This window comes from Pseudomonas sp. MEJ086 (assembly GCF_030209025.1).
GTDB classification, from domain to species: domain Bacteria; phylum Pseudomonadota; class Gammaproteobacteria; order Pseudomonadales; family Pseudomonadaceae; genus Aquipseudomonas; species Aquipseudomonas fulva_A.
In genome coordinates this window covers 181,328-205,374 of sequence record NZ_JARVSV010000008.1, presented here as the reverse complement: position 1 = coordinate 205,374, position 24,047 = coordinate 181,328, and the positions used below count along the sequence as shown (strand labels likewise).

Below are 24,047 nucleotides of genomic sequence, written 5' to 3'. Positions count from 1 at the left end.
ATCGGGAAAATGCAGCCCATGCCCCGTGCGACTACCTCATGGCTGCTCTTGTCTAGCGAACGGTAGAACCATCACAGCAACGCACGCTGCGCCGGTATATCCTGCCCGCATTGAAAGACCTGCCCGGAAAGGAATCGCCCATGCACAGCAACCCTTACGCCATCGCTCAGGTCGACCCCAGCCCCGCGAGCGAGGCTCGACAGCCATCCGGGCTGCCCATGCGCCTGTTGATCACGGCGATGCTCTGCTGTGCAGCGGGCCAGGTGATTTCCTGGGTCATCATGTGGCTGACTCTGGAGCCCGAATACCTGCAAGCCTATCTGGACGATCTGTGGCAGTTGGCGACTTACTGGCTTGGCGCGCTGGCAATCGACGGCTGCAGTGCGCTGCTGCTGACCCGCTATTACCTGCAGCGCCACGACCTGGTCAACGTCACCCGCCCGGGTCGTCTCATCGCGCTCTTCGCCGGCTTCTACTTCGTGGCCTTCGTCCTGGTCGGCCTGTTCTTCAGGCTGCTGGTGACTCCGTGGATTGCATGGATCTACGAAGGCGACCACGGGGTATCCCCCACTCTGCTGCTGCAACCGTTGAACCTGGTTTCCTTCGTACTGGCGACGTTGTTGCCACTCTGGCTGAGCCTGCACCTGATGCGCCGTACGGGCCAGGTCGAAAGCGGGCTCGGCCTGGTCAGCCGCGGCGAGACTGCGCTGGCCTTCGGCCTGCTGTTCTGCGTGATCTACATGAAACTGCTCACGCTGCTGCCGATCGGCGTCATCAACCCCTACGGCATGGAGTGGCTGCAGGCGGTCAGCAGTGCTTCCGGACTCTTGTACGGGCTGATCGCCCTGCTCGCCGCCCGCGGCGCGCTACCGCCACAGTTGCCGCGCCTGGCCGTCGGTCGTCTGCTGGCAAGCGTGCTGCTGTGCATGGGGATCTGGTTGGTCGTGGCGACCGTGCTGTGCGTCGTGCTGCTGGTGGCTCTGTATGCCGGCTCGGAGTTCGTGGCCGTGGCGCTGGTGCTGCTGTTCGGGCTTGTGCTGCTGGCGCTGCTCTGGCCACTGACGCGCCTGAGCCTGCGCTGGGTCTATCGGACGACGTCGGCCTGAGTTGCTTGAGCGGCTTGCGGTGCGGGACAATCCGCGCCGATTCAGGCCAGCGGATATCCATACCATGCAGCAGCGCACCGTTCTCTTCGACCTCGACGGCACCCTCACCGACCCGCGTGAAGGCATCACCCGCTCGGTACAATATGCGCTGTCGAAACTGGACATCCATGAGCCCGATCTGGTCGCGCTGGAACACTTCATCGGCCCACCGCTGCTGCAATGTTTCATGCACACCTACAGCCTCAGCGAGGCCCGCGCCTGGGAGGCGGTGAACCATTACCGGGTGCGCTTTCGCGAAGTCGGGCTCTACGAGAACGAGCTGTTCGAGGGTGTCATCGAGCTGCTGCAGCTGCTGCGCGAGCAGGGGCGCACGCTGTACATCGCCACCAGCAAACCCACGGTGTTCGCCACGGAGATCGCCCGCCACTTCGATTTCGCCCGCTACTTCAAGACCATCTATGGCAGCGAGCTGGATGGCACGCGCACCCACAAGGTGGAACTGATCGCCTACCTGCTCGAGCAGGAAGGCCTCGACCCAGCCGATACGCTGATGATTGGCGACCGCAAGCATGACCTGATCGGTGCCCACAGCAACGGCTTGAACGCCGTGGCGGTCGGTTACGGCTTCGGCAGCCTGGAAGAGTTGAGCGGCGAACGGCCTGCCCATCACTTCCAGACGCTGGCGCAGTTGCACCAGGCCTTCGCCGACTGAGCGCTACATCATTCTCGAACCGCTCAGGTCATTGCGCTGGTAGATCACCTTGCGAGTACCGTTGTCGCAAGTGCCGATCACCATGCTGTCGTCCTCGACTTCCTCGTTCGAGACGATCTCCAGCGTGTAGCTGGCCACGCCCGCAGCCTGGATCTTCACTTCGATCTCCTGCCTGAGCTCCTCGCACGACTTGGGCGCGGCCCAGGCATTGCTGCCCACCAGGCCAAGCACCAGCATCACTGCCGTCCATCCTTTCATCACGACCTTCCTCTGCGTGTAATCGATTAGGGGGTGTCTATCCGTGGCGTAGAGGGCACGGGAATGCCGCGAACCCTCCGGCGAGCGCAGCCATGCCTCGTGACGAAGCAGGCTGCGCTGAAACGTCAACAGACCCTAGTCTCGGACAGCGTCCAGCGCTTGCAGTTGTATAAGCCGTTGCGCATCGGGCAAAGCACCCAGTTCGGCCACCCGACGATAGAAAGTTGGCCAGTCGCCCTGCGCCTCGCGGAACAGTCTGTCGAAGGCCGTCACCCAGCGGTCGTAGAGCCCGAAGGGCAGCAGCTTGGCATTGTTCAGCGGCCCGTTGATCCAGCCATCGTAATAGCCGACCCCCTTCCATTGCGTGGCCCGCAACTGCCGATACTCGCCGCGCAGACGGTCGAACTCGGCCTGCTTGCCGGCACGCATCGCCTCGCTATCGAGGTCGCTGGCGTAGAGGGTTTCCAGGCGCGCGCGGCTGGCCAGTACCAGCTCGCTGAACTGCTCGCGCGGCCGGATCGGCAACGCCTTCAGCGCCGGCAGGCCCCTTGCGGCACGCCATTGGCGCAAGCCTTCCTGCTCGACGAAGGTGGCGTAGGACTCATTGAAGGCGGTGTCGCCAGCCAGGTAGTACTGCTGGTGCGCCAGCTCGTGGAAGATCACCGCGACCAGACGCTCATCGCTCCAGCGCAACATGGTGTTGAGGATCGGATCGTCGAACCAGCCCAGGGTCGAGTAGGCCTCCACCCCGCCCAGGTAGGTGTCCAATCCCTGCCCATCGAGCAGCGCAGCCGCACCGCGAGCACGGCTTTGCTCATAAAAGCCGCGGTAGGCCACGCAGCCCGCGATCGGAAAACAGTGCAATTGCGGCTGCAGGGAAAACTCTGGGGTGGCGAACAGGTTCCACACCACGAACGGTCGCTGCAGGTCGGCATACAGGCGATAGCTGCGATTGTCCGGCAGCCCCAGGTGCCCGCTGGCGAAGCTGCGCGCCTCCTGGGACAAGGCCAGGCGCTGGCGCAGTTGCGGCTCGGTCGAGGGATCGTCGATCAGCGCCTGCACCGGTTGCCGTGCATGCAGCAACTGCAGTTGCCCACGGGCCAGCTGGCCGTAGTAGTCGACCGTACTGCAGCCCGTGAGCAGCAGCGCGAACAGGGGAACCGCCATACGGCGCGGCAGGTCGACAAGGAAGGAGGTGCAGTGCTCGAGCATGGCCGTCGTCATGTGAAGGTAAGCGCTTCATCCTACCGCGAAGTCGCGGCGGCTTTTGCGCGATACTGCAGCATACTCAGTCCGCGCCCCATCGGAGACATCACCATGCGCCAGCCTCTCTTGCTCGCCAGCCTGCTGTTGCTGGGTGCCTGCGCCTCGCCGTTGCCTGCCGCCGATCCGAACATGGCCTGGGTCGATCTGGAGGGTGAAGGTATCGACCTGCTGATGGCCGAGCGCCTGGATCGCCAACGCGTCGATGACGGACGCTATTTTCAGGTCACGCCGGGTGCTCACGAGCTGGAGATGCGCTTTCGCTTCGAAGTCAGTGGTGGGGGCGGCACGAACATGATGTCTGAGCCCCAGCAACTGACCTGCGATATCCGCATTCGCTATGACGACTTCAAAGCCGGTCAGCGCTACCGTGTCGAAGCGCGCTCGATAGTCATGCGTGGCCAGGCGATTCTCTATGATGCCGAGCGCAACGTGCTGGCACGCGGCAAGAATCTGCGTTGCGGGAGTTTCTGATCGCAAGCGGCTTCAGCCGCGACGGGCGTCGCGGCTGAAGTGCAGAGGAGCGTGGAAGCCGATCAGGCCTCCAGCACGACTTCCAGGGTGATTTCCGCGTTGAGCACCTTGGAGACCGGGCAGCCGGTCTTGGCGGTTTCGACCGCTTTCTCGAATGCCGCACGGTCGGCACCCGGCACCTTGGCCTTCAGCGACAGGTGCACAGCGGTGATGGCGAAGCCGCCATCCTGCTTGTCGAGGGTCACTTCGGCCTTGGTATCGATGCTCTCGGCAGTCATGCCCGCTTCACCCAGCTCCTTGGACAGCGCCATGGAGAAGCAGCCGGCATGTGCAGCGCCGATCAGCTCTTCCGGGTTGGTGCCGGGCTTGTCTTCGAAACGGGTATTGAAACCGTAGGGCTGCTCGGAAAGCACACCGCTCTGGGTGGAAATGGTGCCCTTGCCGTCTTTGATGCCGCCCTGCCAATGGGCCGATGCTGTCTTCTTCATCTCTATGCTCCTGTTGATGAGGGGTACAGAGTTCAGAGAGGCGGCAGCCTGGCAAGTTCGAGTTTTTTGCCCCCGCGATCGATCAAGCGATCAGCGCAGCCCGGCGAGAATATCGAAGGCGTGCAGACGATCGGCGAAGTCGTAGTGGTCGCAGGTGAAGATCAGCTCGTCGGCCTGGGTCTGCTCCAGCAACACCTCCAGCCGCGCACGGATCTTCTGCGGGCCGCCAATTACCGCCATACCCAGGAAGCTGCCGACCGCATCGCGCTCGTGGGGCAGCCATAGACCCTCCATCGATTCCACCGGCGGCCGCTGCACCAGGCTCTGCCCGCGAATCAACGAGAGAATGCGCTGATAGGCGGACGTGGCCAGGTGCTGAGCCTGTTCGTCGGTATCGGCCGCCATCAACGGCACGCCGAGCATCACGTAGGGTTTATCGAGGGTTTCGGATGGTTTGAAGGCATTGCGGTAAACGCGAATGGCCTCGTGCACGTAACGGGGCGCGAAGTGCGAGGCGAAGGCGTAAGGCAAACCGCGCTCACCGGCCAGCTGCGCACTGAACAGGCTGGAGCCGAGCAGCCAGATCGGTACGTTGGTGCCGGTACCCGGTACGGCGAGGACGCGTTGATCCGGCGTACGTGGGCCCAGGTATCGCTGCAGCTCGGCAACGTCCTGAGGAAAATCGTCGGCACTTCCGGAGCGCTCGCGGCGCAGGGCCTGAGCGGTGAACTGGTCGGCGCCCGGCGCACGCCCAAGGCCCAGTTCGATGCGCCCCGGATACAGGGTCGCCAGAGTACCGAACTGTTCGGCGATCACCAGCGGCGCGTGGTTGGGCAGCATCACCCCACCGGAGCCCAGGCGGATACGCGAGGTTCCGGCAGCCAGATAGCCGAGCAGTACAGCAGTCGCGGAGCTGGCGATACCGTCCATGTTGTGGTGTTCAGCGACCCAGAAACGCTTGAAATCCAGCGATTCGACGTGCCTGGCCAGCCCCAGAGAGTTGTGCAGCGCCTGCTCTGGGCTGCCGGTATCGCGGATCGGCGCCAGGTCGAGAACGGAGAAGGGAAGTTTCGCGAGTGCAGTCATGAGAAAAAACCTTGGCTGTGGATAAAGCCAGGGCTTTATCCGAGTAAAACAGTAGGTCTTATCCTACGCCTACAGCTGGGCGGAGACCACCTCATGGCAAATTGCAGGCAGTAAAAAGCCGGCGTCGCAGAAGCTGCGAGCCGGCTTTCGACCATCGCCATCAGTTGCGCTGGTAGACGATATCCTTGGTGCCGCCACCGCAGCTGCCGACCACTTGACGGTCAGTCACGCTGCCTTTGTCGACGACTTCCAGCGTGTAGGACGCTACACCGTTGGCCTGGATCTTCGCATCGATCTCGCCCTTCAGCTCTTCGCAATCCTTGGCCGCGAAAGCCGAACCGGCAAGGGCCATCAAACCTGCTGCAAACAACACTTTTCTCATCACAAACGCTCCCTCGTTACCAATGAACTAGTCCGGGCGCCCAAAAGTGGCCCGCTTCAATAAAGCCGCAAATTTACCGTCATGACAAGTAAACGCAGCTACGGATGCCCGTGGTCAGCTGTTGGCGACGCGGAAGCCGACCTTCAGGGTGACCTGATAATGGGCCACCGCGCCATCGGCGATGTGACCACGGGTTTCAGTGATTTCGAACCACTCCAGGTGACGAATGCTCTTGCTGGCTTCGGCCAGTGCATTGCTGATCGCATCTTCGATGCTGGTCGAGGACGAGCCAACCAGCTCGACCTTCTTGTAGGTGTGATGATCCGACATATCCGCCTCCAGGGCTGGTAGATGAAAGTGGGCTGAGTGCCCTTAATCAATCAGTCCTCGGAGTACGCAGCTAAGTTCAGGTTTTCGATTGTCATGCCGCGAGCGATCGGCTTCCTGCTTGGTTTCTGTCAAACACAATGAAAAAGATGGTCGCGCCCAAGCCGCAGTAGAATTCATGGTCAGCCATTTATGTTCAACCCTGTTCCCAAAGACGAGAAGCCCTCCTACAATCGCGATCAATTCTTATCCGCACTGGCGCACGCCAAGGGAGTTTCGGTGTCCAGCGCTCCGCCCCCATCAACGCTGCAAAGCGTCGATACGCTCTACCGCGATCATCACGGCTGGCTGCATGGCTGGCTGCGCAAGCGCCTGGGCGACCGCGAACAGGCGGCGGATATCGCTCAGGACACCTTCCTGCGCCTGCTGCTCAGCGGCCGTTTGCCGAGCATCGACGAAGGCCGCAGCTACCTGACCCAGATCGCACGCAATCTGATCATCGACCAGTGGCGCCGGCAGCGAATCGAGCGGGCCTACCTCGAGAGCATCGCTCACCTTGCAGAACCCGAGTCGCCGTCACTGGAGACCCGCGCCATGGTCATCGAAACCCTGCTGCAGATCGATGCGATGCTCGACGCCATGCCCACCAAGGTACGCGAAGCCTTCCTGCTGTCGCAGTTCGAAGGCCTGACTTATCCACAGATCGCGGAACGCCTGCAGGTCAGCGTCAGCTCGGTGCAGAAGTACATGCTGCGCGCCATCTCGGCCTGCTATCAGGTACTGTACGCAGAATGAAGCGCGCCAGCGATGAACCCATCCCGCCAGCCATCGTCGAACAGGCCAGCCACTGGCTGATGCTGCACTGGGGCGGCGCACTGGATGCCGAGCAACGCCAGCGTTTCGCAGACTGGCAGGCCTGCGACCCCGAACACCAGCGCGCCTGGCAACGCCTGGAGCGCTTGCAGGGTACCCTGGCTGGCGTTCCCGCCCACACCGCCAGCGCCGTGCTGCGCGAGCAGCCTGACGCACGTCGTCGGCAGACCCTCAAGATGCTCGGCTTGGCGCTGCTGGCGGGCGGCAGCGGATACCTGGCCCAGTCGCAGCTACCTTGGCGCGAAGCCATGGCAGACCTGCGCAGCGGCACCGGCGAACGCTTGCAGCGCACCCTCGCCGATGGCAGCCAGCTGGCGCTGAACAGCGACAGCGCGGTGAATGTTCGCTTTAGCGAAACGGAACGACGCATCCGGCTGCTCAAGGGCGAACTGCTGCTGGAGAGTGGCCATGATGCCGCTCGCCGCCCGCTGATCGTCGAGACCGCCGCCGGTGAAATCCAGGCCCTCGGCACGCGCTTCTCGGTGTATGAGATCGACGGCGGCAGCCGCGTCGAACTCTACGAAGGCGAGCTGGAGCTGCGGCCGCGCAATGCCCCGCCCTCACGCCTGCGGGCTGGCCAGCAACGCTGGTTCAGCGCCGTGCGGACCACGGCCATCGGCCAGGCAGACCGCAATGCCATCGCCTGGAACGAGGGCCGGCTGATCGCCGAACGCATGCCGCTGGGCCAGTTCCTCAATGAACTGGCACGTCACCGCCCCGGCGTACTGCGCTGCGACCCGGCCATCGCCGAGCTGCCGCTGACCGGCGTATTTCCGCTGGCCGACACTGACCGCGTACTCGCCGCCTTGCAGCAATCGCTGCCGGTGGACGTGCAACGCGTCACCCGCTACTGGGTCACCGTGCGGCCGAGAGGCTGACCGCTGATCGTTCCTCACGCTCCGCGTGGGAATGCCACGTGTGGCGCTCCGCGCCTCGAACTATTGGCGACTGCTGAACCTGACGGACGCGGAGCGTCCTGACATGCGTTCCCACGCAGAGCGTGGGAACGATCAAACTGACTGACGTGCATTTCAGAGCAATCAGCAAATAATTTCCAAAACCCATTGTCGGTTTCACACGCTCGCTCGGGATACCTCTTGAACCCAATGAAGACGCATTCTCAGAGGATATCCAGAATGCCGTACCTGCCTGCATCCCACCGCTCGACACTGAGCCTGTCGATCACCCGAGTCCTGCTCACCGGCCTGCTGGCCACCAGCCCCTTGCTGATCGCGACCAGCGCACAGGCGCAATCGGCCGCCACCGAACAGACCCGCGCCTATGCCATCCCCGCGGGGGATCTAGACCAGGCGCTGAATCGCTTCGCCAGCGAAGCCGACATTCTGCTTTCGGTGGATTCGCGGCTTACCACGGGCAAACGCAGTCCCGGGCTCGACGGCAGCTATTCGGTGGACGCAGGCCTGGCCCGCTTGCTGGCCGGTACCGGTTTGCGGCCGCTCAAGGCCGGAGACGACTATGCACTGGAAGCGTCGCAGGAAGGCGATGGTTCACTGCAGTTGGGCGCAACCAGCATCAACGCCAGCGGTCTGGGCGAAACAACCGAGGGCAGCGGCTCCTACACCACGGGTGCGGTAACCATCGGCAAGGGACAGCACTCGCTGCGGGAAACGCCGCAATCGGTCACGGTGATAACCCGCAAGATGCTCGACGACCAGAACCTCAACACCATCGAACAGGTCATGGAAAAGACCCCGGGCATCACCGTGTACGACTCGCCCATGGGCGGCAAGTACTTCTACTCCCGCGGCTTCCGCATGACCGGACAGTATCAGTACGACGGCGTGCCGCTGGATATTGGCAGCAGCTACGCACAGGCCGACAGTTTTGCCAGCGACATGGCCATTTATGACCGGGTCGAAGTACTTCGCGGTGCGGCAGGCATGATGAAAGGCGCTGGCGGTACAGCGGGAGGCGTCAATTTCGTGCGCAAGCGCGGCCAGTACACGCCACATACCCAACTGTCTCTCGCTGCGGGCACCTGGGACAACTACAGCGCCCAGGTCGACACCGGAGGCCCGCTCAATGAAACCGGCACCATCCGCGGGCGGGCCGTGGCAACCCAGCAAAGCCGCCATTACTTCTATGACGTTGCCGAGCGCCGGGATCAGATCTACTACGGTGCCGTGGATTTCGATCTGAGTGCCGATACCACGTTCGGCCTGGGCCTCGCCTATGAAGACCTCGATGCGACACCCTGCTGGGCCGGCGTGCCGCGCTACGCCGATGGCAAAGACCTGAAGCTAAACCGCTCCACCTGCCAGAATCCTTCCTGGAACAACCAGCGCAGCAAACGCACCACGCTGTTCGGTGATCTGAAGCACCCGCTCAATGACAACTGGGCGCTGAAGGTGGCGGGCGTCTGGTCGCGAAACACCCAGGAGATGGAGTACGCCTTTCCTAGCGGCTCGGTTCCGGTTGGCGCCAGCAGTTCCAGCACCTTGGTACTTGGCAGCATCTATGACTACGACCAGGTGGACTACGGCCTCGACGCCTACGTGGATGGCAAGTTCGACGCCTTTGGCCAGCAGCACGAGCTGATCGTTGGCGCCAACACCAGTCGCTCCCACAAGGACGACTTCTTCGCAGTGGCGGCACTGCCGCAGCGTCAGAACGTGCTCGATCCTGACCATCATCTACCGCAACCGGACGAGAGCTACTACCTGGCCAATGCCTCGCGCGGCGGCCCGCTGGACATCCGCATCAAGCAGTACGGCGTCTACTCCACCGCGCGCCTGAAACTGGCCGAGCCGCTGACATTCGTAGTCGGCAGCCGCGTCAGCTGGTACAAATCCGAAACCGACTCCGTCGCCTACTTTCGCGGCGTCGGCACCCCCCGCAATTCCGAGACCACCGAAACCGGACAGGTCACGCCCTTCGCCGGCCTGCTGCTCGACCTCAACGACAACCTGACGGCCTACGCCAGCTATACCGACATCTTCACGCCCCAGGGCAACCTCAGGACCATCGATGGCAGTACCCTGAAACCACTGATCGGCACTAGCTATGAGCTGGGCATCAAGGGCGAGTGGTTCGAGGGCCGTTTGAACAGCTCCTTCAACCTGTTCCGCACCCTTCAGGAGGATGCGGCCCAGACCGATCCGAACTGCGCCGACGGCAGCTGTTCGCAGAACTCCGGCAAGGTGCGCGCCCAGGGCTTCGAGGCGGAGCTGAGCGGTGAAGTCATCGACCGCCTGCAACTGCTGGCCGGTTATACCTACACCCAGACCAAGGTGCTGGAGGATGCCAACCCCAACCAGAACGGTGTGTCGTACAACTCTTACGTGCCGCGGCACCTGCTGCGCGTCTGGGGTGATTACAGCCTCAGCGGCCCTCTGGAGCGCTTCACGGTCGGCGCCGGTTTCAACGCCCAGAGCGACAACTACCGGACCTCGCCGATCAGCGGCAACAACATCTCCCAGGCGGGCTACACCGTGTGGAACGGCCGCATCGGCTACCGCGTCGATGACACCTGGTCACTGGCCCTCAACGGCAACAACCTTTTCGACAAACGCTACTACGCCACCGTGGGCACCGAAGGTTTCGGCAACTTCTACGGCGAACCGCGCAACTTCATGCTGTCGGTAAAAGCGGACTTCTAGGTCGGTTGGTTGATCGTTGCCACGCTCCGCGTGGAGAACGCATCTCTTGACGCTCTGCGGCCATTCGGCTCGGCCAAGTGCATAACGCAGAGCGTGGGTATCATCAGGTGTCGGCCAAGTACAGCTTCTAAGCAGGGTCGCCCCTGCACCGTTACCTGTGGGAGTGCGCCATGCGCACGAATCGCGGGCATGGCCCGCTCCCACGACTCGAGCTGCCGCTCAGTTTCAGCCACAGTACGATTTATAAACCTGGGTCGCCCCTGCACCGATACCTGTGGGAGTGCGCCGTGCGCACGAATCGCGGGCATGGCTCGCTCCTACGGTTCGAGGTGCCGCTCAGGTTTCGGACACAGTACGACTTACAAGACTGGGTCGCCCCTGCACCGATACCTGTGGGAGTGCGCCATGCGCACGAATCGCGGGCATGGCCCGCTCCTACGGTTCGAGCTGCCGCTCAGTTTCGGCCACAGTACGACTTATAAACCTGGGTCGCCCCTGCACCGATACCTGTGGGAGTGCGCCGTGCGCAAGAATGGCGGGCATGGCCCGCTCCCACGCTTCGAGGTGCCGCTCAGTTTCGGCCACAGTACGACTTACAAACCTGGGTCGCCCCTGCACCGTTACCTGTGGGAGTGCGCCATGCGCACGAATCGCGGGCATGGCCCGCTCCCACGACTCGAGCTGCCGCTCAGTTTCGGCCACAGTACGATTTATAAACCTGGGCCGCCCCTGCACCCTTATCTGTGGGAGTGCGCCATGCGCACGAATCGCGGGCATGGCCCGCTCCTACGGTTCGAGCTGCCGCTTGGAGCTTATGGCTTGCAGCGGCTTCAAGGCCCGAAAGGCCGATCGCCGAGAATCGTCGCACGGTGCATGATGCGCCGCTGCGGGCGGTAGTCGTCGCAGGCGTAGTGCTGGGTCAGGCGGTTGTCCCAGAACGCCAGGTCGCCCTGGCGCCATTGCCAGCGCACGCTGAATTCCGGTTTGGCGATCTGTGCGAAGAGCATCTTCAGCAGTGCATCGCTTTCGCCCGGCTCCAGCTCGACGATCCGGGTGGTGAACGACTCGCTGACGAAGATCCCCTTGCGGCCCGTCTCCGGGTGTACGCGTATCACCGGGTGAGTGACCGGTGGGTTCGCTGCCCGAGCGGCATTCCATTTTTCCAGTGCCTCGGGCGTAGTGCCGAAGCGCTCCAGAGGAAACGACAGGGTCAGGTCATGCACAGCCGTCAGGCCGTCGAGCAGGTTGCGGATCGGTGCAGAAAGCCCTTCATAGGCGGCAGAGCAACTGGCCCACAGCGTGTCGCCACCATGCGGCGGAACGTGCCGCGCACTGAGCAGCGAGCCCAGCGGCGGCGACGGGATGAACGATACGTCCGAGTGCCACAGGGCGTTGTCGCGCAGGTCATTGAGCTCGGTATCCAGAACGAGGACTTCCGGCTGTTCTTCGATCTTCGGATAGATCGGGTGGATATGCAGATCACCGAACATGGCTGCCGCATCGCGCTGTTGGCGAGGCGTCAGCAATTGATCACGCAGAAACAGCACCTGATGTTCAAGTAGCCCCTGGCGCAAGCTGGTGTAGCTTTCGGCATCCAGCGGGCGGCTCAGGTCGACACCGGTAACGCGCGCGCCCAGGGCTTGGCCGATACGTTCGAATACGAGGGTCATGGGTCTTTCTCTATTCAGTCCCGTTAAGCAGTCAGTTCCAGGAAGCGAAGCGCTTTTGCAGCGCGCGCAAACCGAGTTCGATGGTCAAGGCGATGCTGGCGATCAACAGGATGCCGACCACCACCACGTCGGTGGCAAGGAACTGCGCGGCAGACTGCACCATGAAGCCGAGCCCCTGGTTGGCGGCGATCAGCTCCGCAGCGACCAGCGTCGACCAACCGACACCCAGGGCGATACGCAGGCCGGTGAGGATGTCCGGCAGCGCGCTGGGCAGAATCACGTGACGCACCACCTGCAAGCGGCTGGCACCCAGGCAGCGCACCGCCTGGATACGTGCCTTGTCGACCCTGCGCACGCCGCCCACGGTGGCGATCAGCAGCGGCGCGAACAGCGCCATGTAGATGAGCAGCACCTTGGATAGCTCGCCGATGCCGAACCAGATCACCATCAACGGCAGATAGGCCAGCGGCGGGATCGGCCGATAGAACTCCACCAGCGGGTCGAGCGCGGCGTTGAGCGTGGGGTTCAAGCCCATGGCGATTCCCAGCGGGATGGCCGTGACGACCGCAGCCAACAGCGCCACCAGCACGCGCCACAGGCTGGTACTCAGGTGCTGCCATAGCGTGGCATCCAGATAACCGTCCTGCAGCAGCCCCTTGAGGGCCACCAGCAGTTGTTCGGGGGCAGGCAGGAAGATGGTGTCGACCCAGCCGAGGTGCGTTGCCAGCCACCACAGGCTCGCCAACGCCGCCAAGGTACCGAAGGCTGCCGCCCGGCGACGGTCGAAGCGGATCACGAAACGGCGGCTGCGGTCGCTTACGGTGTTTTTCAGTGCATCAGAAGGCATGGTCGGCGGACTCCTGAAGGAAGAGATCGAGCAGCTCCTGACGCAGCTCGGCGAAGGCCGGATCGCTCTTGATCGAGCGCACCGGTTCACCGCCGATGTAACGGCGAGCGAACGGCAGTTGCCGGTGAATCACCGCACGGGCAGGCGGGCCGTCCAGCACGATCAGGTCGGTGGCGAGAAACAGTGCCTCGTCGACACTGTGGGTGATCAGGAACAGGCCCTTGCCGGTGCGCTTCCAGACGTCGAGCAGCAGCAACTGCATGCGCTCGCGGGTCAGGGCATCGAGGGCACCGAAGGGTTCGTCGAGCAGCAGAAAGTCCGGATCGACCGCCAGCGCCCTCGCCAGCCCAAGGCGCTGACGCTGACCGCCCGACAGTTCGGAAATCTGATGATGAGCATGACTGGCCAGGCCAACCAGTTCGAGCACTTCACGCGCCCGGGCATGGCGTTGCTGCTTGCTCAGGCCGCGCAGGCGCAGCCCCAGGGCAACGTTGTCGAGGGCATCGAGCCATGGCATCAGCGCGTCATCCTGAAACACCACGCCGCGATCGCCGCCCGGGCCTTCGAGGGTGCGGCCATCGATATGCACACGGCCGCTGCCAGGTGGCTGAAAGCCGGCCAGCACGTTGAGCAGGCTGGACTTGCCGCAGCCCGACGGGCCGAGCACGACCACGGACTCGCCCTTTTCGATCTGCAGATCGAAATTATCCAAGATGACCTGCGAATGACCGCGACGCTTGAAACTCAAGCTGACCCGCTCGGCGCTCAGTCGGCTCATGGTCGACTCCTCAAAGTAAAAAAGCCCCTCCGGAGAGGGGCGAAACGTGGCATGAACGTAGCTCTGGGGGTTCACTGCGCCTGGCGGACGTACTCGGCACTGACATAGGGCGAGTAGTCGGGCAGTACGGCGGGAATACGCTTCTGTTCCTTGAGGAACTCGGCGGTGCGGGCAATCGCCTTGGCAGTACCGCCACCCAGCAGGTCGGCACTGACTTGCTGCTGCGCATTCGGATAGGCGGAGCCGGCGAGCAATTCCGGGATGTCGGCAGCGTTGGCACCGATCAGCTTGGCGATCTTGCCGGCCTGTTCGGAGTCAGCCGTCCACGTGGCGACGTTGGCCTGGTAGTCGGCGAAGGCATCGAGGGTCACGCCAGCGAACTTGGCCAGCACTTCAGGGTGCTTCTCGGCGAAATCCTTGCGGGCCACCCAGACCTCGAACGTCGGCGCGCCCCATTTGCCGACCTCGGCCGCATCGGTCAGCACCTTGCCGCTGCGTTTGATTTCACCCAGTGCCGGCGACCAGACGAAGGCACCGTCGATGTCACCGCGCTTCCACGCCGCATTGATCTCGGCCGGGTTGAGGTTGACGATCTTCACCTGGGTGGGGTCGATCTTCCAGTGCTTCAGGGCGCCGAGCAGGCTGTAGTGGGAGGTGGACACGAACGGCGTGGCGATGGTCTTGCCGACCAGTTGCTCGGGGCTGTCGATGCCACTGCCGTTGCGTACGACCAGCGCCTCGGCAGCATTGATTTCGGCAGCGACCAGAAAGGTCACCAGCGGCAATTTGCGCGACGTGGCGGCGGCCAGTGGGCTGGAACCGAGGTTGCCGATCTGTACGTCACCGGAAGCCAGTGCCGTCACCACGTCGGCACCGGAGTTGAAACGACGCCAGTCGAGCTTCTCACCGATGGCTTTTTCGTATGCACCGTCAGCCTGGGCGACCTTGGACGGATCCACACCGGTCTGGTAACCGATCACGATGTCGGCGGCATGGGCCTGAACAGCGGTTGCCGCAGCGACAGCGAGCAGCAGGGCTTTGATGGTCTGTTTCACGTTCGACTCCTCGCAAGTGGCACCGCTGCGGTTGATCCCAGCTGCCGAAGCGCCACCACGGCGCTGATGGAGTGAAATTTATGGTTATAAGAAATAGAAAACCAATAACATTTAACACTTAGCTTAGAGCTGTCGGTAACAGCCGCGAGCCAGAGCGGCGGCGGTACTGAAGTGGGTCGATGTGAATGCGCGTTTTCCCGCAACGCCAGCGCTTCAGGTGCCTTGCTGCCTGACAACGGCCCCCCTCAGAAACGCAAAAGGGCAACCTTTCGGCTGCCCTTTTGCCTGGTCCGGCGGGTATCAGAAGCTGTATTTCACCGTTGCCATCAGATTGCGCGGCGCGCCCCAATAGACCGTGTCATAGTTACCCAGGCCGCTATAGTAGTGCTTGTCGAACAGGTTGTTGATGTTCAGAGTGCCCTTCAACTGAGTGCTGAAATCATACCCAGCCACCAGGCCGACCAGGGTGTAGGCCTTTTGCTCGAACTTGGGGTCGCCCACCACCGAGTACCAATCGCCCGGCACGAAGTAGGTGGAGCTCTGCCATTGCAGGTTGCCGCCGACCGTCAGGCGCTGCCAGTCGCCCGGCAAGCGATAGTTACCCGCCAGTTTGAGCATGTGCTGCGGTTGATCGGTGCTTTCGCGCTTGCCGTCCGCATCGTGAGATTCCTGGTAGACGTAACCGGCCTGCACCTGCAGCCGCTCGACAGGTTCGCCAGACATTTCCAGCTCGACGCCACGGGTCTTAACACCCTGGATCGGTACGTTGTAGCTATCGCCATTACCATCCGAGCGCTCGTCAGCGACGTTGTCCTGATGCAGCTCGAACAGGGCCAGGCTGGCATTCAGACGGCTGTCAAAGTACTCACCCTTGATACCCACTTCATAGCTCTCGCCGGTTAGCGGATCGATCGGCTTGCCATCGATCCCGCGGCTGTACGCCTGCGGCTTGAAGATGTCGGTGTAGCTGGCGTAAACCGAATGGTGGTCATCCAGTACAAAGGTCGCCCCAACATAGGGAGTCACTTCGCCGGAGACGGTGCTCTGGAATTTTCCACGGCTGCCCAAGGCGTTGAGCGTTTCAATCTGCCATTGGTAGTCGGTCACGCGCGCACCCAGAACCAGCGACAGGCGACCGGTCGGTTTCAGCACCGTCGCCATGTAGGCGATCTTCTGCCGCGCATCGATGTTGAAGCGGTTCCACCAATCGAATCGGGCAGGCTTGGTGGCGTTGTTATCCCAATTGAAGACGTCATCGATAAGCTCGTCCGTCAGGCCGTCATAACGCCTGGTCACGGTATCGGTACGGTTGTAGCCGTAGCCCAACACCAGATCGTGGCTGCGGCCGAACAACTGATAAGGGCCTTTGGCCTGGGCATCGAAACTCTTCTCGCTGCTGTCGACATTGAACTTGGAGGACTCCCCCCAGAGAAACCCGTGCACAGCGCTGTTATCGGTGTTGATTGCCTGGCTATTGATGCCGGAGATCAACTCACGGGACTTGTACTGCCGCGTACTGACCACTGCCTTGATCGACCAGTCATTGGCCAGCGTCTGCTCCACCTCGGCAAATGCCCGCTGGGTATCCTGATTGCGATAAGCCCACTTGTCCGCTGCGTTGCTCGAACGGGAGAAGCGCGCTTCGCGACCGTCCGCAAAGAAGGCAGGCAGAGATCCGGTGGTGCTGCCATCGTTGTAGTTCTTTTGCAGGTCATAGCCCACCGCAACGGTGGTGTCATCGCTCAGGTCGGCTTCGAGAATGCCGTAGAAGACGTTCTGCTCGCCCTTGAGGTGGTCGATGTAGCTCTGGTGCTCTTCGGTTCCGGCAACCATGCGGCCGCGCACTGCTCCGCCCTCGGTCAGCGGCCCGGAAATATCCACCTCACTGCGGTATTTGTCCCAGGAGCCCGCGCCGATTGCCGCATGGCCCTTGAACTCGGAGGTGGGCCGCTTGCGCACCATATTGATCACCGCGGACGGATAGCCGGCACCGTTGACGAGGCCCGTAGCGCCTTTGAGCACCTCCACACGGTCGTAGATCAGCGAGTTGCCGATGCTGTAGTTGTCACGCAGAGTGCCGCCGTCGCTGGACAGGCTGGAGATGCCATCGACCTGAAAGTTCTGCACCTCGAAACCGCGAGCATAGAAGGTATAACCCTCGGAGTTTTCCTGATTGACCTTGATGCCCGGCGTTTGCTGCAGCACGTCGGAGATGTTTTGCAGGCCCTGGTCGTCCATCTGCTGGCGGGTGATTACGCTCACCGATTGCGGCGTTTCCCGCAGCGTGAGCGGCAGGCGGGTGGCAGCAGCGGTCTGTCCGGTGGTGTAGGAGCCCGAACCTTCAGTGGTAATGCCCAGGCTCTGTCCGCTCACAGTGGTGGCGCCCAGTTGCACGGCGTCGTTCTGATCACCTGCGGGGCGTTCCAGGGTCACGGTATCGCCATCGACGAAACGTGCAGCCAGGCCTGTACCCGCCAGCAGCCGCGACAACGCTTCGGTCTGTGCATAACTGCCCGAGATGCCTGGCGAAAGCTGGTTGCGGGTAAGTTCGGCGGGCACCAGCACTTGGGTGCGGGTTACCGCCGAAAAAGCGCTCAGCGCAGCATCCAGCGACTGCGCCGGGATGTCGAAACGCAGCACCTGCTGCTGGGTCGCGGCGACTTCTGCGGCGAGCGCAACAGGTGGCGCGACGGCCAGTGCAATGGCGAGGGACAACAGAGTCGGCAGGCCGCAATGGCTAGTGTCGGTAACGTAGTGCATGAAAAACTCCCCGGTGATCGAAATCCATATCGGCGGCACTACTTGCGAGTGCTTGTAATTCGCGCCTCAAGATCAAGGACGACAACCGCGGAGAAATCCCTGAAAAAACTTTCGATCAGTTTGGCGTGGCCGCCATGCCAGGCTGCAGCACAGTCACGTACGGGGTGTACTGCCGGGCTTGCAAACCAAGGGTGAGTTGCAGCGCGCGCAGCACCGCTTCGGGCTTGTCGATCTCGAACACCCCGGACACCGCGCGCCGTTCGAGCGCCTGATCGAAGACCAGAATGCGCCCTGGCCAGTAACGATTCAGCTCGCGGATCACCTCACCGAGCGGCTGTTGGCGAAACACCAGTTGCCGCTGCCGCCAGGCGAATGCCTGGTCGACGTCGAAGATTTTCACCGCAGCGAGCTGGCGACGCGTCGCATCCACCGCCTGCCCCGGTGCCAACACGACCTTGGCGTCGCCCGCGACACTGGCCTCGACCCGCCCCTGCACCAATTGCACCCGGGTATGGCCATCCTGTCGGGCCACGCCGAATTGGGTGCCGAGCACGCGCACCTGCACGCCGTCGCTTTCCACCACGAACGGCCGGCTGGCATCGTGCCTAACGTCAAACCAGGCCTCGCCGCGTAGCAGGCGAATGCGCCGCTCACCGTGGGCGAATTCGACGCTTAACGCTGCATCGGTATTCAGCTCGATGCGCGAGCCGTCGGCCAGTTCGATGGACTGGCTTTCTCCGACGACGGTGTAGTGATCGGCACGCAGGCGATCCGCCCAGGGTGTCTGCCAGGCAAGACCCAAGGCCAGCAACAGCGCCGCGGCGGTGGCCCACGGCCAGGCGGTGCGGGGCGTTTTCGCAAGCGACCGATGCGCCTGGCGCGCGGCAGGCTGCAAGGCCGCGAGGAGCATCTGCGCCTCGTCCCACGCCTGGCCATGCCTGTCGCTTTGCGCCAGCCAGTCAGTGAATGCCTGACGTTCATGCGAACTGACGTCCTCGGCCTGCAAACGAAAATGCCAGGCGCTGGCCTGGGCAAATAATTCATCGTCGGTCATGGCGGGGAAATTCCTGATGGCGATTTCGGCTGCAAGCGCTTCTTGATGAAAGACCGGCAATCGATCAACGCCTGGCGCAGATGATATTCCACGCTGCGCACCGTGGTCGCCTCGCACGTGGCGATCTCGCGGTAAGCCATGCCCTCGACATGGTAAAGCAGGAAAATCCGCCGCCGCTGCTCAGGCAGCGCTGCGATGGCATCGCTCAGCAGCGTCTGCTCCTGTTCGGCCGCCAGGCAGTCGGCAATGCCTGGCGCCGGACAGACAGCCTCGTCGGCCGGCAACTCGCCCTCTACCAGCCCTCGGCGCAACGCCTGGCGCTGATGGTCGAGTACCAGGTTGCCGGCTACGGTGAAAAGAAACGCGCGCAGATTATCGATACGCGCATCGCCCGGCATGCGCGCCAGCCGCAGGAAGGTCTCCTGAGTCAGGTCGGCGGCCACCTGGCGGCTGCCGATTCGCCGCGCAACGAATGCCTCCAGAGCCTGCTTGTGCTCCAGAAACAGTCGGGTGAGTTGGGCATTCCAGGACGACAAGGCGGCATCTCGGTGTCTGAACGCCGCGCACGCTATCAGATAATAAGATTCATTCATATCTAGCCCGTCGTCTGCTACTTGGGATTAGCCTGGCGTGTCAGTAGAATCCGCCGTTTTTCCAGGCAGCGACCACCATGCAACCAGTCGACCCCAAGCGTGACGAACTGATCTATGGCCTCGAAGACCGCCCGCGTCCGCTGGTGGCGATCCTCGCCGCCCTGCAGCATCTGCTGGCGATCATCGTGCCGATCGTCACCCCCGGCCTGCTGATCTGCCAGGCCCTGGGCGTGTCGGCCCGCGACACCAACCTGATCGTTTCCATGAGCCTGGTGATCTCCGGTATCGCCACCTACGTGCAGTGCCGTCGCTTCGGCCCGCTGGGCGCCGGGCTGCTGGTCGTGCAAGGCACCAGCTTCAACTTCGTCGGCCCACTGATTGCCGGCGGCGCGCTGATGGTCAAGCAGGGCACACCGGTCGAAGCCGTGATGGCGGCGATCTTCGGCGTGGTGATTGCAGGCTCGTTCGTCGAGATCGGTATCTCGCGCATCCTGCCGTTCGTGAAAAAACTGATTACCCCGCTGGTCACCGGCATCGTGGTGCTGATGATCGGCCTGACGCTGATCAAGGTCGGCCTGATCAGCATGGGTGGCGGCTACGGCGCCATGGCCAACGGCACCTTCGCCAATGGCGAGAACCTGCTGCTGTCCGGCGTGGTGCTGGCCGTGATCGTGGCGCTCAACCGCATTCCCGTGGTGTGGATGCGCAGCTGCGCGATCGTCATTGCCCTGCTGGTCGGCTATGCGCTGGCCGGTTACCTGGGCCGCCTGGACTTCACCGGCATGCACCAGGCAGAGCTGTTCCAGGTGCCAACGCCCCTGCACTTCGGCCTCGGCTTCTCCTGGAGCCTGTTCATCCCGATGCTGGTGATCTATCTGGTGACCTCCCTGGAGGCCATCGGTGACGTGACCGCCACCAGCAAGGTGTCCAAGCAGCCCGTCGAGGGCCCGCTGTGGATGCAGCGAATCAAGGGCGGCGTGCTGGTCAACGGCGTCAATTCGCTGCTGGCGGGCGTGTTCAATACCTTCCCCAGCTCGATCTTCGCCCAGAACAACGGCGTGATTCAGCTGACCGGCATCGCCAGCCGCCACATCGGCGTGTGGATCGCGCTGATGCTGGTGATTCTCGGCCTGTTCCCGGCAGTGGCCGGGGTCATCCAGGCGGTACCGGAGCCGGTACTCGGCGGTGCGGCCATGGTGATGTTCGGCGCCGTGGCGGCCTCGGGCATCAACATCCTGGCGGGCATCGATCTGGATCGCCGCGCGCTGCTGATCATCGCCGTGTCCTTGGCCCTCGGCCTTGGCGTGTCGCAGGTGCCGGAGTTCCTCGCCCACATGCCTGCAGCACTGCGCAACGTACTGGAGTCCGGCGTGGCCACCGGCGGCATCTGCGCCCTGCTGCTCAACTGGTTCCTGCCGGAAAGCCCGCCCAAGGGCGAGCAGAGCGATCGCTGATCCAGGCACCGGGCACATGCCCTCACCCTATCTGTAGGAGCCCGCTTGCGGGCGATACGAGCTCGGGCCACCCCACACTCCGTGCCATGGCCGTTAATCGCCGGCAAGCCGGCTCCTACGTGACCGCGTGATGATCCACAGCCTGCGGCTACCGCCAGACCACCCGTACTCACCATGCCCGTAGGAGCCCGCTTGCGGGCGATACGATGCTCGGGCCATCCCACACTCCGTGCCATGGCCACTGATCGCTGGCAAGCCGGCTCCTACGTGACCGCGTGATGATCCACGGCCTGCTGCTACCGCCAGACCACCCGCACTCACCATGTCCGTAGGAGCCCGCTTGCGGGCGATACGATGCTGGCCGTCACGCAAGGCGCGCAATGGCCATTAATCGCCGGCAAGCCGGCTCCTACGTGACCGCGTGATGATCCACGGCCTGCCTGCGGCTACCGCCACACCCGCACTCGCCATATCCGTAGGAGCCCGCTTGCGGGCGATCCGATGCTCGGGCCATCCCACACTCCGTGCCATGGACACTGATCGCCGGCAAGCCGGCTCCTACGTGACCGCGTGATGATCCACGGCCTGCCTACGGCTACCGCCACACCCGCACTCGCCACATCCGTAGGAGCCCGCTTGCGGGCGATGCGAGCTCGGGCCGCCCCACACTCCGTGCCATGGTCGTTAATCGCCGGCAAGCCGGCTCCTACGTGACCGCGTGATGATCCACGGCCTGCCTGCGGCTACCGCTAGACCACCCGCACTCACCATGTCCGTAGGAGCCCGCTTGCGGGCGATCCGATGCTGGCCGTCACGCAAGGCGCGCAATGGCCACTGATCGCCGGCAAGCCGGCTCCTACGTGACCGCGTGATGATCCACGGCCTGTCTGGCGGCTACCGCCAGACCACCCGCACTCGCCATGCCCGTAGGAGCCCGCTTGCGGGCGATGCGATGCCAGCCGTCACGCAAGGCGCGCAATGGCCACTGATCGCCGGCGAGCCGGCTCCTATGGAACAGCGTGAATGCCGATTCCGGTCATGAGGGAGACAGGGTAAGCGGCCCTCTTCGCATCTGGCAGGTGACTCAGAAGTCGTAGCGCGTGGTCAGCATGACGTTACGCGGCTCGCCCCAGGAGTAAACGCTGTAGAAGTCCATGATGGTCAGGTACTTCTTGTCCAGCAGGTTGTTGACGTTCAGGGTCGCGGACAGGTTATCGGTTACCTGATACTTGGCCATCACGTCCAGCAGCCAGTAGGCACTCTGGCCGAAGTCCTCATTGCGAGCACGCGGTGCATTCCACACCGAGCCCCAGCTTCTGCTCTGCCAGCGCGCACCGCCGCCAACGGTCAATGGCTCGAGTTGCCCCTTGAGGTTGTAGGTGGTGTAAACGCTGAACTGGTCTTCTGGCTCTACCGTGGAGAGCTTCCTGCCGTCGACGCGAGCGATCTTGTGCGAGTACCCGGCCTGCAGCTGCCAACCCGGTGTCAGTTCATCCGAGACTTCGGCCTCGTAGCCCTTGGTCTTCACCCCCTGCACGGCGCGGAAAGCCTGCTCTGCCGTGCCGTTGATGAACCCATCGGCCTGAGGACGGTTGTCCTGGTGGATTTCGAAGTAGGCCAGGCTGGCATTCAGACGGCCGTCGTAGAACTCGCCCTTCAGGCCGATCTCGTAGTTGTCACCTTCTTGCGGCTCGAGGGTTCTGCCCTGCCGGTCGCGGCTGCTCTGCGGTTTGAAGATGGTGGTGTAGCTGGTGTAGGCCGAGATAGTGTCCGTGAGGTCATAGATCAGCCCTGCGTACGGCACGACGACACCGCTCTTCTTGGTGTCTTCCCCCCGGTAATTGGCCAGGCGCGCACCGAGGATGAGCTTCAGGTCATCCTGCAGATTGAAACGCGAGGTGGTGTAGAGGCCGTTCTCACGAATCGTCTCCTTGTCGTTGGTCGGCGCTCCCCAATCCGGCTCGGGGACATTGCCATTCCAGCTGTAGAAGTCATCGACGTCCGGGCCGAAGAAGGCATAGCCATCACGATCCGTCTTGCGGCGCGCAATGCTGCCTCCCACGACCAGCTCATGCTCGCGGCCGAACAACTGGTACGAGCCGCTCACGTAGCCATCGGCCGCATCCGCTTTCGTCTCGCCGACGTACTTGCCCTGCCACTGACGAGCACCAGAACCGTCCGCCGGGTTGGGATTACCCGCACTGGCAGACCCCAGGGTCGCGTCATAGCCATTGATCTGGTGGTTGAGCTGCATCTTGGCCAGCCAGCCATTGGCAAAGTTGTGCTCCAGCGTGGCGAATACGGTGCGGGTGTATTGTTCCCAGCCACTCCAGTTGGTGCCTGGGTTGAAAGAACGAGAAACCTTGTTGAAGTTGCCATTGCTGTCGAAGATCGGCATCGATCCCCAGCTCGATCCTTCCGGCTTGTTGTCCTGATAGTCGGCCCCAACGCTGAGCAGCGTGTCTTCGCTCAGGTCGAACTCGAGAATGCCGTAATAGACGTTGGTCTTGCGCTCATAGTTGTCCTGGAACGAATGCTTGTCCTGATAGGCTGCGACTGCACGACCGCGTACGTTGCCAGTAGGGGTCAGCGGGCCACCGACATCGATCTCGGTGCGGTAGTCGTCCCACGATCCGATGCCAGCGGAAAGATGCCCTGAGAATTCGTGAGTTGGTTTCTTGCGGATCAGGTTGATGGTCGCACCCGGGTCACCGCTACCCGTCAGCAGGCCGGTAGCCCCCTTGAGCACTTCGATACGGTCATAGATCGCCATATCGCTCAAGGTATTGCCTGCCGAGTAAGCAGAGTCGCGCGACATTGGAATGCCGTCATACTGGAAGTTGTTGATGGCAAAACCACGGGCGTAGTACTCGGTACGCTCGGTGTCATAGGTGACGATGCTGACTCCCGGGGTGTGACGCATTACGTCGTCGATGCTGGTGAGCCCGAAATCATCCATGCGCTTGCGCGTGACCACGCTGATCGACTGCGGCGTTTCGCGCGGCGTCAGTACCAGACGGGTCGCAGTGGCGATGGAGCCCGGCGTGTAGGACTGGGATTCCTCGGTGATGGTACCGAGCTGGTTGCTGGTGACCGAGGTGGCCTCCAGTTCGAGTGTTCCGTCCTGAGGCTCGAGGACCACGGTACTGCCACTATCGCCCTGTGCGGCCTGTTGCGCGTGGGCCATCAGCGGCATCGCGATGCCAGCCAGGGTGATCGCGACAGCCAACAGGCTGGGGGCGCAGGG

The 24,047-nt window shown here is 62.8% G+C and carries 21 protein-coding genes; 7 read left to right on the top strand and 14 right to left on the bottom strand.

Annotated features, from left to right (window positions below; genetic code table 11):
* Nucleotides 1-140 precede the first annotated feature (140 nt).
* Nucleotides 141-1,106, top strand: coding sequence for a hypothetical protein (locus QRN22_RS06195; RefSeq protein WP_042553528.1), 966 nt, complete (start codon nucleotides 141-143; stop codon nucleotides 1,104-1,106).
* A 64-nt stretch (nucleotides 1,107-1,170) separates the two neighbouring features.
* Nucleotides 1,171-1,818, top strand: a complete 648-nt coding sequence (locus QRN22_RS06190; RefSeq protein ID WP_042553529.1) for an HAD family hydrolase — start codon at nucleotides 1,171-1,173, stop codon at nucleotides 1,816-1,818.
* Between the two features lie 3 nt (nucleotides 1,819-1,821).
* Here QRN22_RS06190 and QRN22_RS06185 read toward each other — a convergent pair whose 3' ends face one another.
* Nucleotides 1,822-2,076 carry a DUF1161 domain-containing protein gene (locus QRN22_RS06185; protein ID WP_042553530.1) on the bottom strand — a complete coding sequence of 85 codons (255 nt, stop codon included), beginning with the start codon at nucleotides 2,074-2,076 and terminating at the stop codon, nucleotides 1,822-1,824.
* Between the two features lie 135 nt (nucleotides 2,077-2,211).
* Nucleotides 2,212-3,288, bottom strand: coding sequence for an aminopeptidase (locus QRN22_RS06180; protein ID WP_042553531.1), 1,077 nt, complete (start codon nucleotides 3,286-3,288; stop codon nucleotides 2,212-2,214).
* Between the two features lie 105 nt (nucleotides 3,289-3,393).
* Between QRN22_RS06180 and QRN22_RS06175 the strand changes: the two genes are divergently transcribed.
* Nucleotides 3,394-3,813, top strand: a complete 420-nt coding sequence (locus QRN22_RS06175; RefSeq protein WP_042553532.1) for a PA0061/PA0062 family lipoprotein — start codon at nucleotides 3,394-3,396, stop codon at nucleotides 3,811-3,813.
* 62 nt (nucleotides 3,814-3,875) lie between these two features.
* Here the strand turns inward: QRN22_RS06175 and QRN22_RS06170 are convergent, their stop codons facing one another.
* The 4 genes from QRN22_RS06170 to QRN22_RS06155 form a co-directional block, all read right to left on the bottom strand.
* The gene (locus QRN22_RS06170; protein ID WP_042553533.1) at nucleotides 3,876-4,301 is read right to left on the bottom strand and encodes an OsmC family protein; all 426 of its coding nucleotides are present in this window, start codon (nucleotides 4,299-4,301) and stop codon (nucleotides 3,876-3,878) included.
* Between the two features lie 90 nt (nucleotides 4,302-4,391).
* On the bottom strand, nucleotides 4,392-5,387 hold the full coding sequence (locus QRN22_RS06165; RefSeq protein ID WP_042553534.1) for an LLM class flavin-dependent oxidoreductase: 996 nt from the start codon (nucleotides 5,385-5,387) through the stop codon (nucleotides 4,392-4,394).
* 160 nt (nucleotides 5,388-5,547) lie between these two features.
* Nucleotides 5,548-5,769, bottom strand: a complete 222-nt coding sequence (locus QRN22_RS06160; RefSeq protein ID WP_042553535.1) for a DUF1161 domain-containing protein — start codon at nucleotides 5,767-5,769, stop codon at nucleotides 5,548-5,550.
* Between the two features lie 114 nt (nucleotides 5,770-5,883).
* Complete coding sequence (locus tag QRN22_RS06155) at nucleotides 5,884-6,099, bottom strand: dodecin (RefSeq protein WP_042553536.1); 216 nt, start codon at nucleotides 6,097-6,099, stop codon at nucleotides 5,884-5,886.
* Between the two features lie 276 nt (nucleotides 6,100-6,375).
* On the opposite strand from QRN22_RS06155, the gene QRN22_RS06150 reads away from it, so the two are divergent.
* The 3 genes from QRN22_RS06150 (at nucleotide 6,376) to QRN22_RS06140 (ending at nucleotide 10,589) form a co-directional block, all read left to right on the top strand.
* Complete coding sequence (locus tag QRN22_RS06150; RefSeq protein WP_042553647.1) at nucleotides 6,376-6,891, top strand: sigma-70 family RNA polymerase sigma factor; 516 nt, start codon at nucleotides 6,376-6,378, stop codon at nucleotides 6,889-6,891.
* Nucleotides 6,888-7,847 carry a FecR domain-containing protein gene (locus QRN22_RS06145; protein WP_042553537.1) on the top strand — a complete coding sequence of 320 codons (960 nt, stop codon included), beginning with the start codon at nucleotides 6,888-6,890 and terminating at the stop codon, nucleotides 7,845-7,847. Before QRN22_RS06150 ends, QRN22_RS06145 begins: the two co-directional genes overlap by 4 nt.
* 258 nt (nucleotides 7,848-8,105) lie before the next feature.
* Entirely contained in the window at nucleotides 8,106-10,589 is a 2,484-nt protein-coding gene (locus tag QRN22_RS06140; RefSeq protein ID WP_082045768.1) for a TonB-dependent siderophore receptor, read from the top strand.
* Between the two features lie 830 nt (nucleotides 10,590-11,419).
* Here QRN22_RS06140 and tauD read toward each other — a convergent pair.
* From tauD to QRN22_RS06105, 7 genes are all read right to left on the bottom strand, one after another.
* Nucleotides 11,420-12,259 (bottom strand): taurine dioxygenase, encoded by an 840-nt coding sequence (tauD, locus tag QRN22_RS06135; RefSeq protein ID WP_042553539.1) that lies wholly within the window; start codon nucleotides 12,257-12,259, stop codon nucleotides 11,420-11,422.
* 31 nt (nucleotides 12,260-12,290) lie between these two features.
* The gene (gene tauC, locus QRN22_RS06130; RefSeq protein ID WP_042553540.1) at nucleotides 12,291-13,106 is read right to left on the bottom strand and encodes a taurine ABC transporter permease TauC; all 816 of its coding nucleotides are present in this window, start codon (nucleotides 13,104-13,106) and stop codon (nucleotides 12,291-12,293) included.
* On the bottom strand, nucleotides 13,096-13,884 hold the full coding sequence (locus QRN22_RS06125; RefSeq protein ID WP_042553541.1) for a taurine ABC transporter ATP-binding protein: 789 nt from the start codon (nucleotides 13,882-13,884) through the stop codon (nucleotides 13,096-13,098). Before QRN22_RS06125 ends, tauC begins: the two co-directional genes overlap by 11 nt.
* Before the next feature lie 71 nt (nucleotides 13,885-13,955).
* On the bottom strand, nucleotides 13,956-14,939 hold the full coding sequence (tauA, locus tag QRN22_RS06120; protein WP_042553542.1) for a taurine ABC transporter substrate-binding protein: 984 nt from the start codon (nucleotides 14,937-14,939) through the stop codon (nucleotides 13,956-13,958).
* A gap of 300 nt (nucleotides 14,940-15,239) precedes the next feature.
* A complete protein-coding gene (locus QRN22_RS06115; protein ID WP_042553543.1) occupies nucleotides 15,240-17,699 on the bottom strand; it encodes a TonB-dependent siderophore receptor in 2,460 nt (819 codons plus the stop codon).
* Between the two features lie 115 nt (nucleotides 17,700-17,814).
* Nucleotides 17,815-18,753 carry a FecR family protein gene (locus QRN22_RS06110; protein ID WP_042553544.1) on the bottom strand — a complete coding sequence of 313 codons (939 nt, stop codon included), beginning with the start codon at nucleotides 18,751-18,753 and terminating at the stop codon, nucleotides 17,815-17,817.
* Nucleotides 18,750-19,289, bottom strand: a complete 540-nt coding sequence (locus tag QRN22_RS06105; RefSeq protein WP_042553545.1) for an RNA polymerase sigma factor — start codon at nucleotides 19,287-19,289, stop codon at nucleotides 18,750-18,752. Before QRN22_RS06105 ends, QRN22_RS06110 begins: the two co-directional genes overlap by 4 nt.
* Before the next feature lie 134 nt (nucleotides 19,290-19,423).
* On the opposite strand from QRN22_RS06105, the gene QRN22_RS06100 reads away from it, so the two are divergent.
* Nucleotides 19,424-20,800, top strand: a complete 1,377-nt coding sequence (locus QRN22_RS06100; RefSeq protein WP_042553546.1) for a uracil-xanthine permease family protein — start codon at nucleotides 19,424-19,426, stop codon at nucleotides 20,798-20,800.
* Between the two features lie 1,084 nt (nucleotides 20,801-21,884).
* Here the strand turns inward: QRN22_RS06100 and QRN22_RS06095 are convergent.
* The gene (locus QRN22_RS06095; RefSeq protein WP_156152698.1) at nucleotides 21,885-23,996 is read right to left on the bottom strand and encodes a TonB-dependent siderophore receptor; all 2,112 of its coding nucleotides are present in this window, start codon (nucleotides 23,994-23,996) and stop codon (nucleotides 21,885-21,887) included.
* Nucleotides 23,997-24,047: the final 51 nt, after the last annotated feature.

Bases quoted from the DNA above. Each gene is read 5' to 3' on its own strand.
- QRN22_RS06195 (WP_042553528.1), top strand. From the start codon at position 141: ATGCACAGCAACCCTTACGCCATCGCTCAGGTCGACCCCAGCCCCGCG.
- QRN22_RS06190 (WP_042553529.1), top strand. From the start codon at position 1,171: ATGCAGCAGCGCACCGTTCTCTTCGACCTCGACGGCACCCTCACCGAC.
- QRN22_RS06185 (WP_042553530.1), bottom strand. From the start codon at position 2,076: ATGAAAGGATGGACGGCAGTGATGCTGGTGCTTGGCCTGGTGGGCAGC.
- QRN22_RS06180 (WP_042553531.1), bottom strand. From the start codon at position 3,288: ATGCTCGAGCACTGCACCTCCTTCCTTGTCGACCTGCCGCGCCGTATG.
- QRN22_RS06175 (WP_042553532.1), top strand. From the start codon at position 3,394: ATGCGCCAGCCTCTCTTGCTCGCCAGCCTGCTGTTGCTGGGTGCCTGC.
- QRN22_RS06170 (WP_042553533.1), bottom strand. From the start codon at position 4,301: ATGAAGAAGACAGCATCGGCCCATTGGCAGGGCGGCATCAAAGACGGC.
- QRN22_RS06165 (WP_042553534.1), bottom strand. From the start codon at position 5,387: ATGACTGCACTCGCGAAACTTCCCTTCTCCGTTCTCGACCTGGCGCCG.
- QRN22_RS06160 (WP_042553535.1), bottom strand. From the start codon at position 5,769: ATGAGAAAAGTGTTGTTTGCAGCAGGTTTGATGGCCCTTGCCGGTTCG.
- QRN22_RS06155 (WP_042553536.1), bottom strand. From the start codon at position 6,099: ATGTCGGATCATCACACCTACAAGAAGGTCGAGCTGGTTGGCTCGTCC.
- QRN22_RS06145 (WP_042553537.1), top strand. From the start codon at position 6,888: ATGAAGCGCGCCAGCGATGAACCCATCCCGCCAGCCATCGTCGAACAG.
- QRN22_RS06140 (WP_082045768.1), top strand. From the start codon at position 8,106: ATGCCGTACCTGCCTGCATCCCACCGCTCGACACTGAGCCTGTCGATC.
- tauD (WP_042553539.1), bottom strand. From the start codon at position 12,259: ATGACCCTCGTATTCGAACGTATCGGCCAAGCCCTGGGCGCGCGCGTT.
- tauC (WP_042553540.1), bottom strand. From the start codon at position 13,106: ATGCCTTCTGATGCACTGAAAAACACCGTAAGCGACCGCAGCCGCCGT.
- QRN22_RS06125 (WP_042553541.1), bottom strand. From the start codon at position 13,884: ATGAGCCGACTGAGCGCCGAGCGGGTCAGCTTGAGTTTCAAGCGTCGC.
- QRN22_RS06115 (WP_042553543.1), bottom strand. From the start codon at position 17,699: ATGCACTACGTTACCGACACTAGCCATTGCGGCCTGCCGACTCTGTTG.
- QRN22_RS06110 (WP_042553544.1), bottom strand. From the start codon at position 18,753: ATGACCGACGATGAATTATTTGCCCAGGCCAGCGCCTGGCATTTTCGT.
- QRN22_RS06100 (WP_042553546.1), top strand. From the start codon at position 19,424: ATGCAACCAGTCGACCCCAAGCGTGACGAACTGATCTATGGCCTCGAA.
- QRN22_RS06095 (WP_156152698.1), bottom strand. From the start codon at position 23,996: ATGCCGCTGATGGCCCACGCGCAACAGGCCGCACAGGGCGATAGTGGC.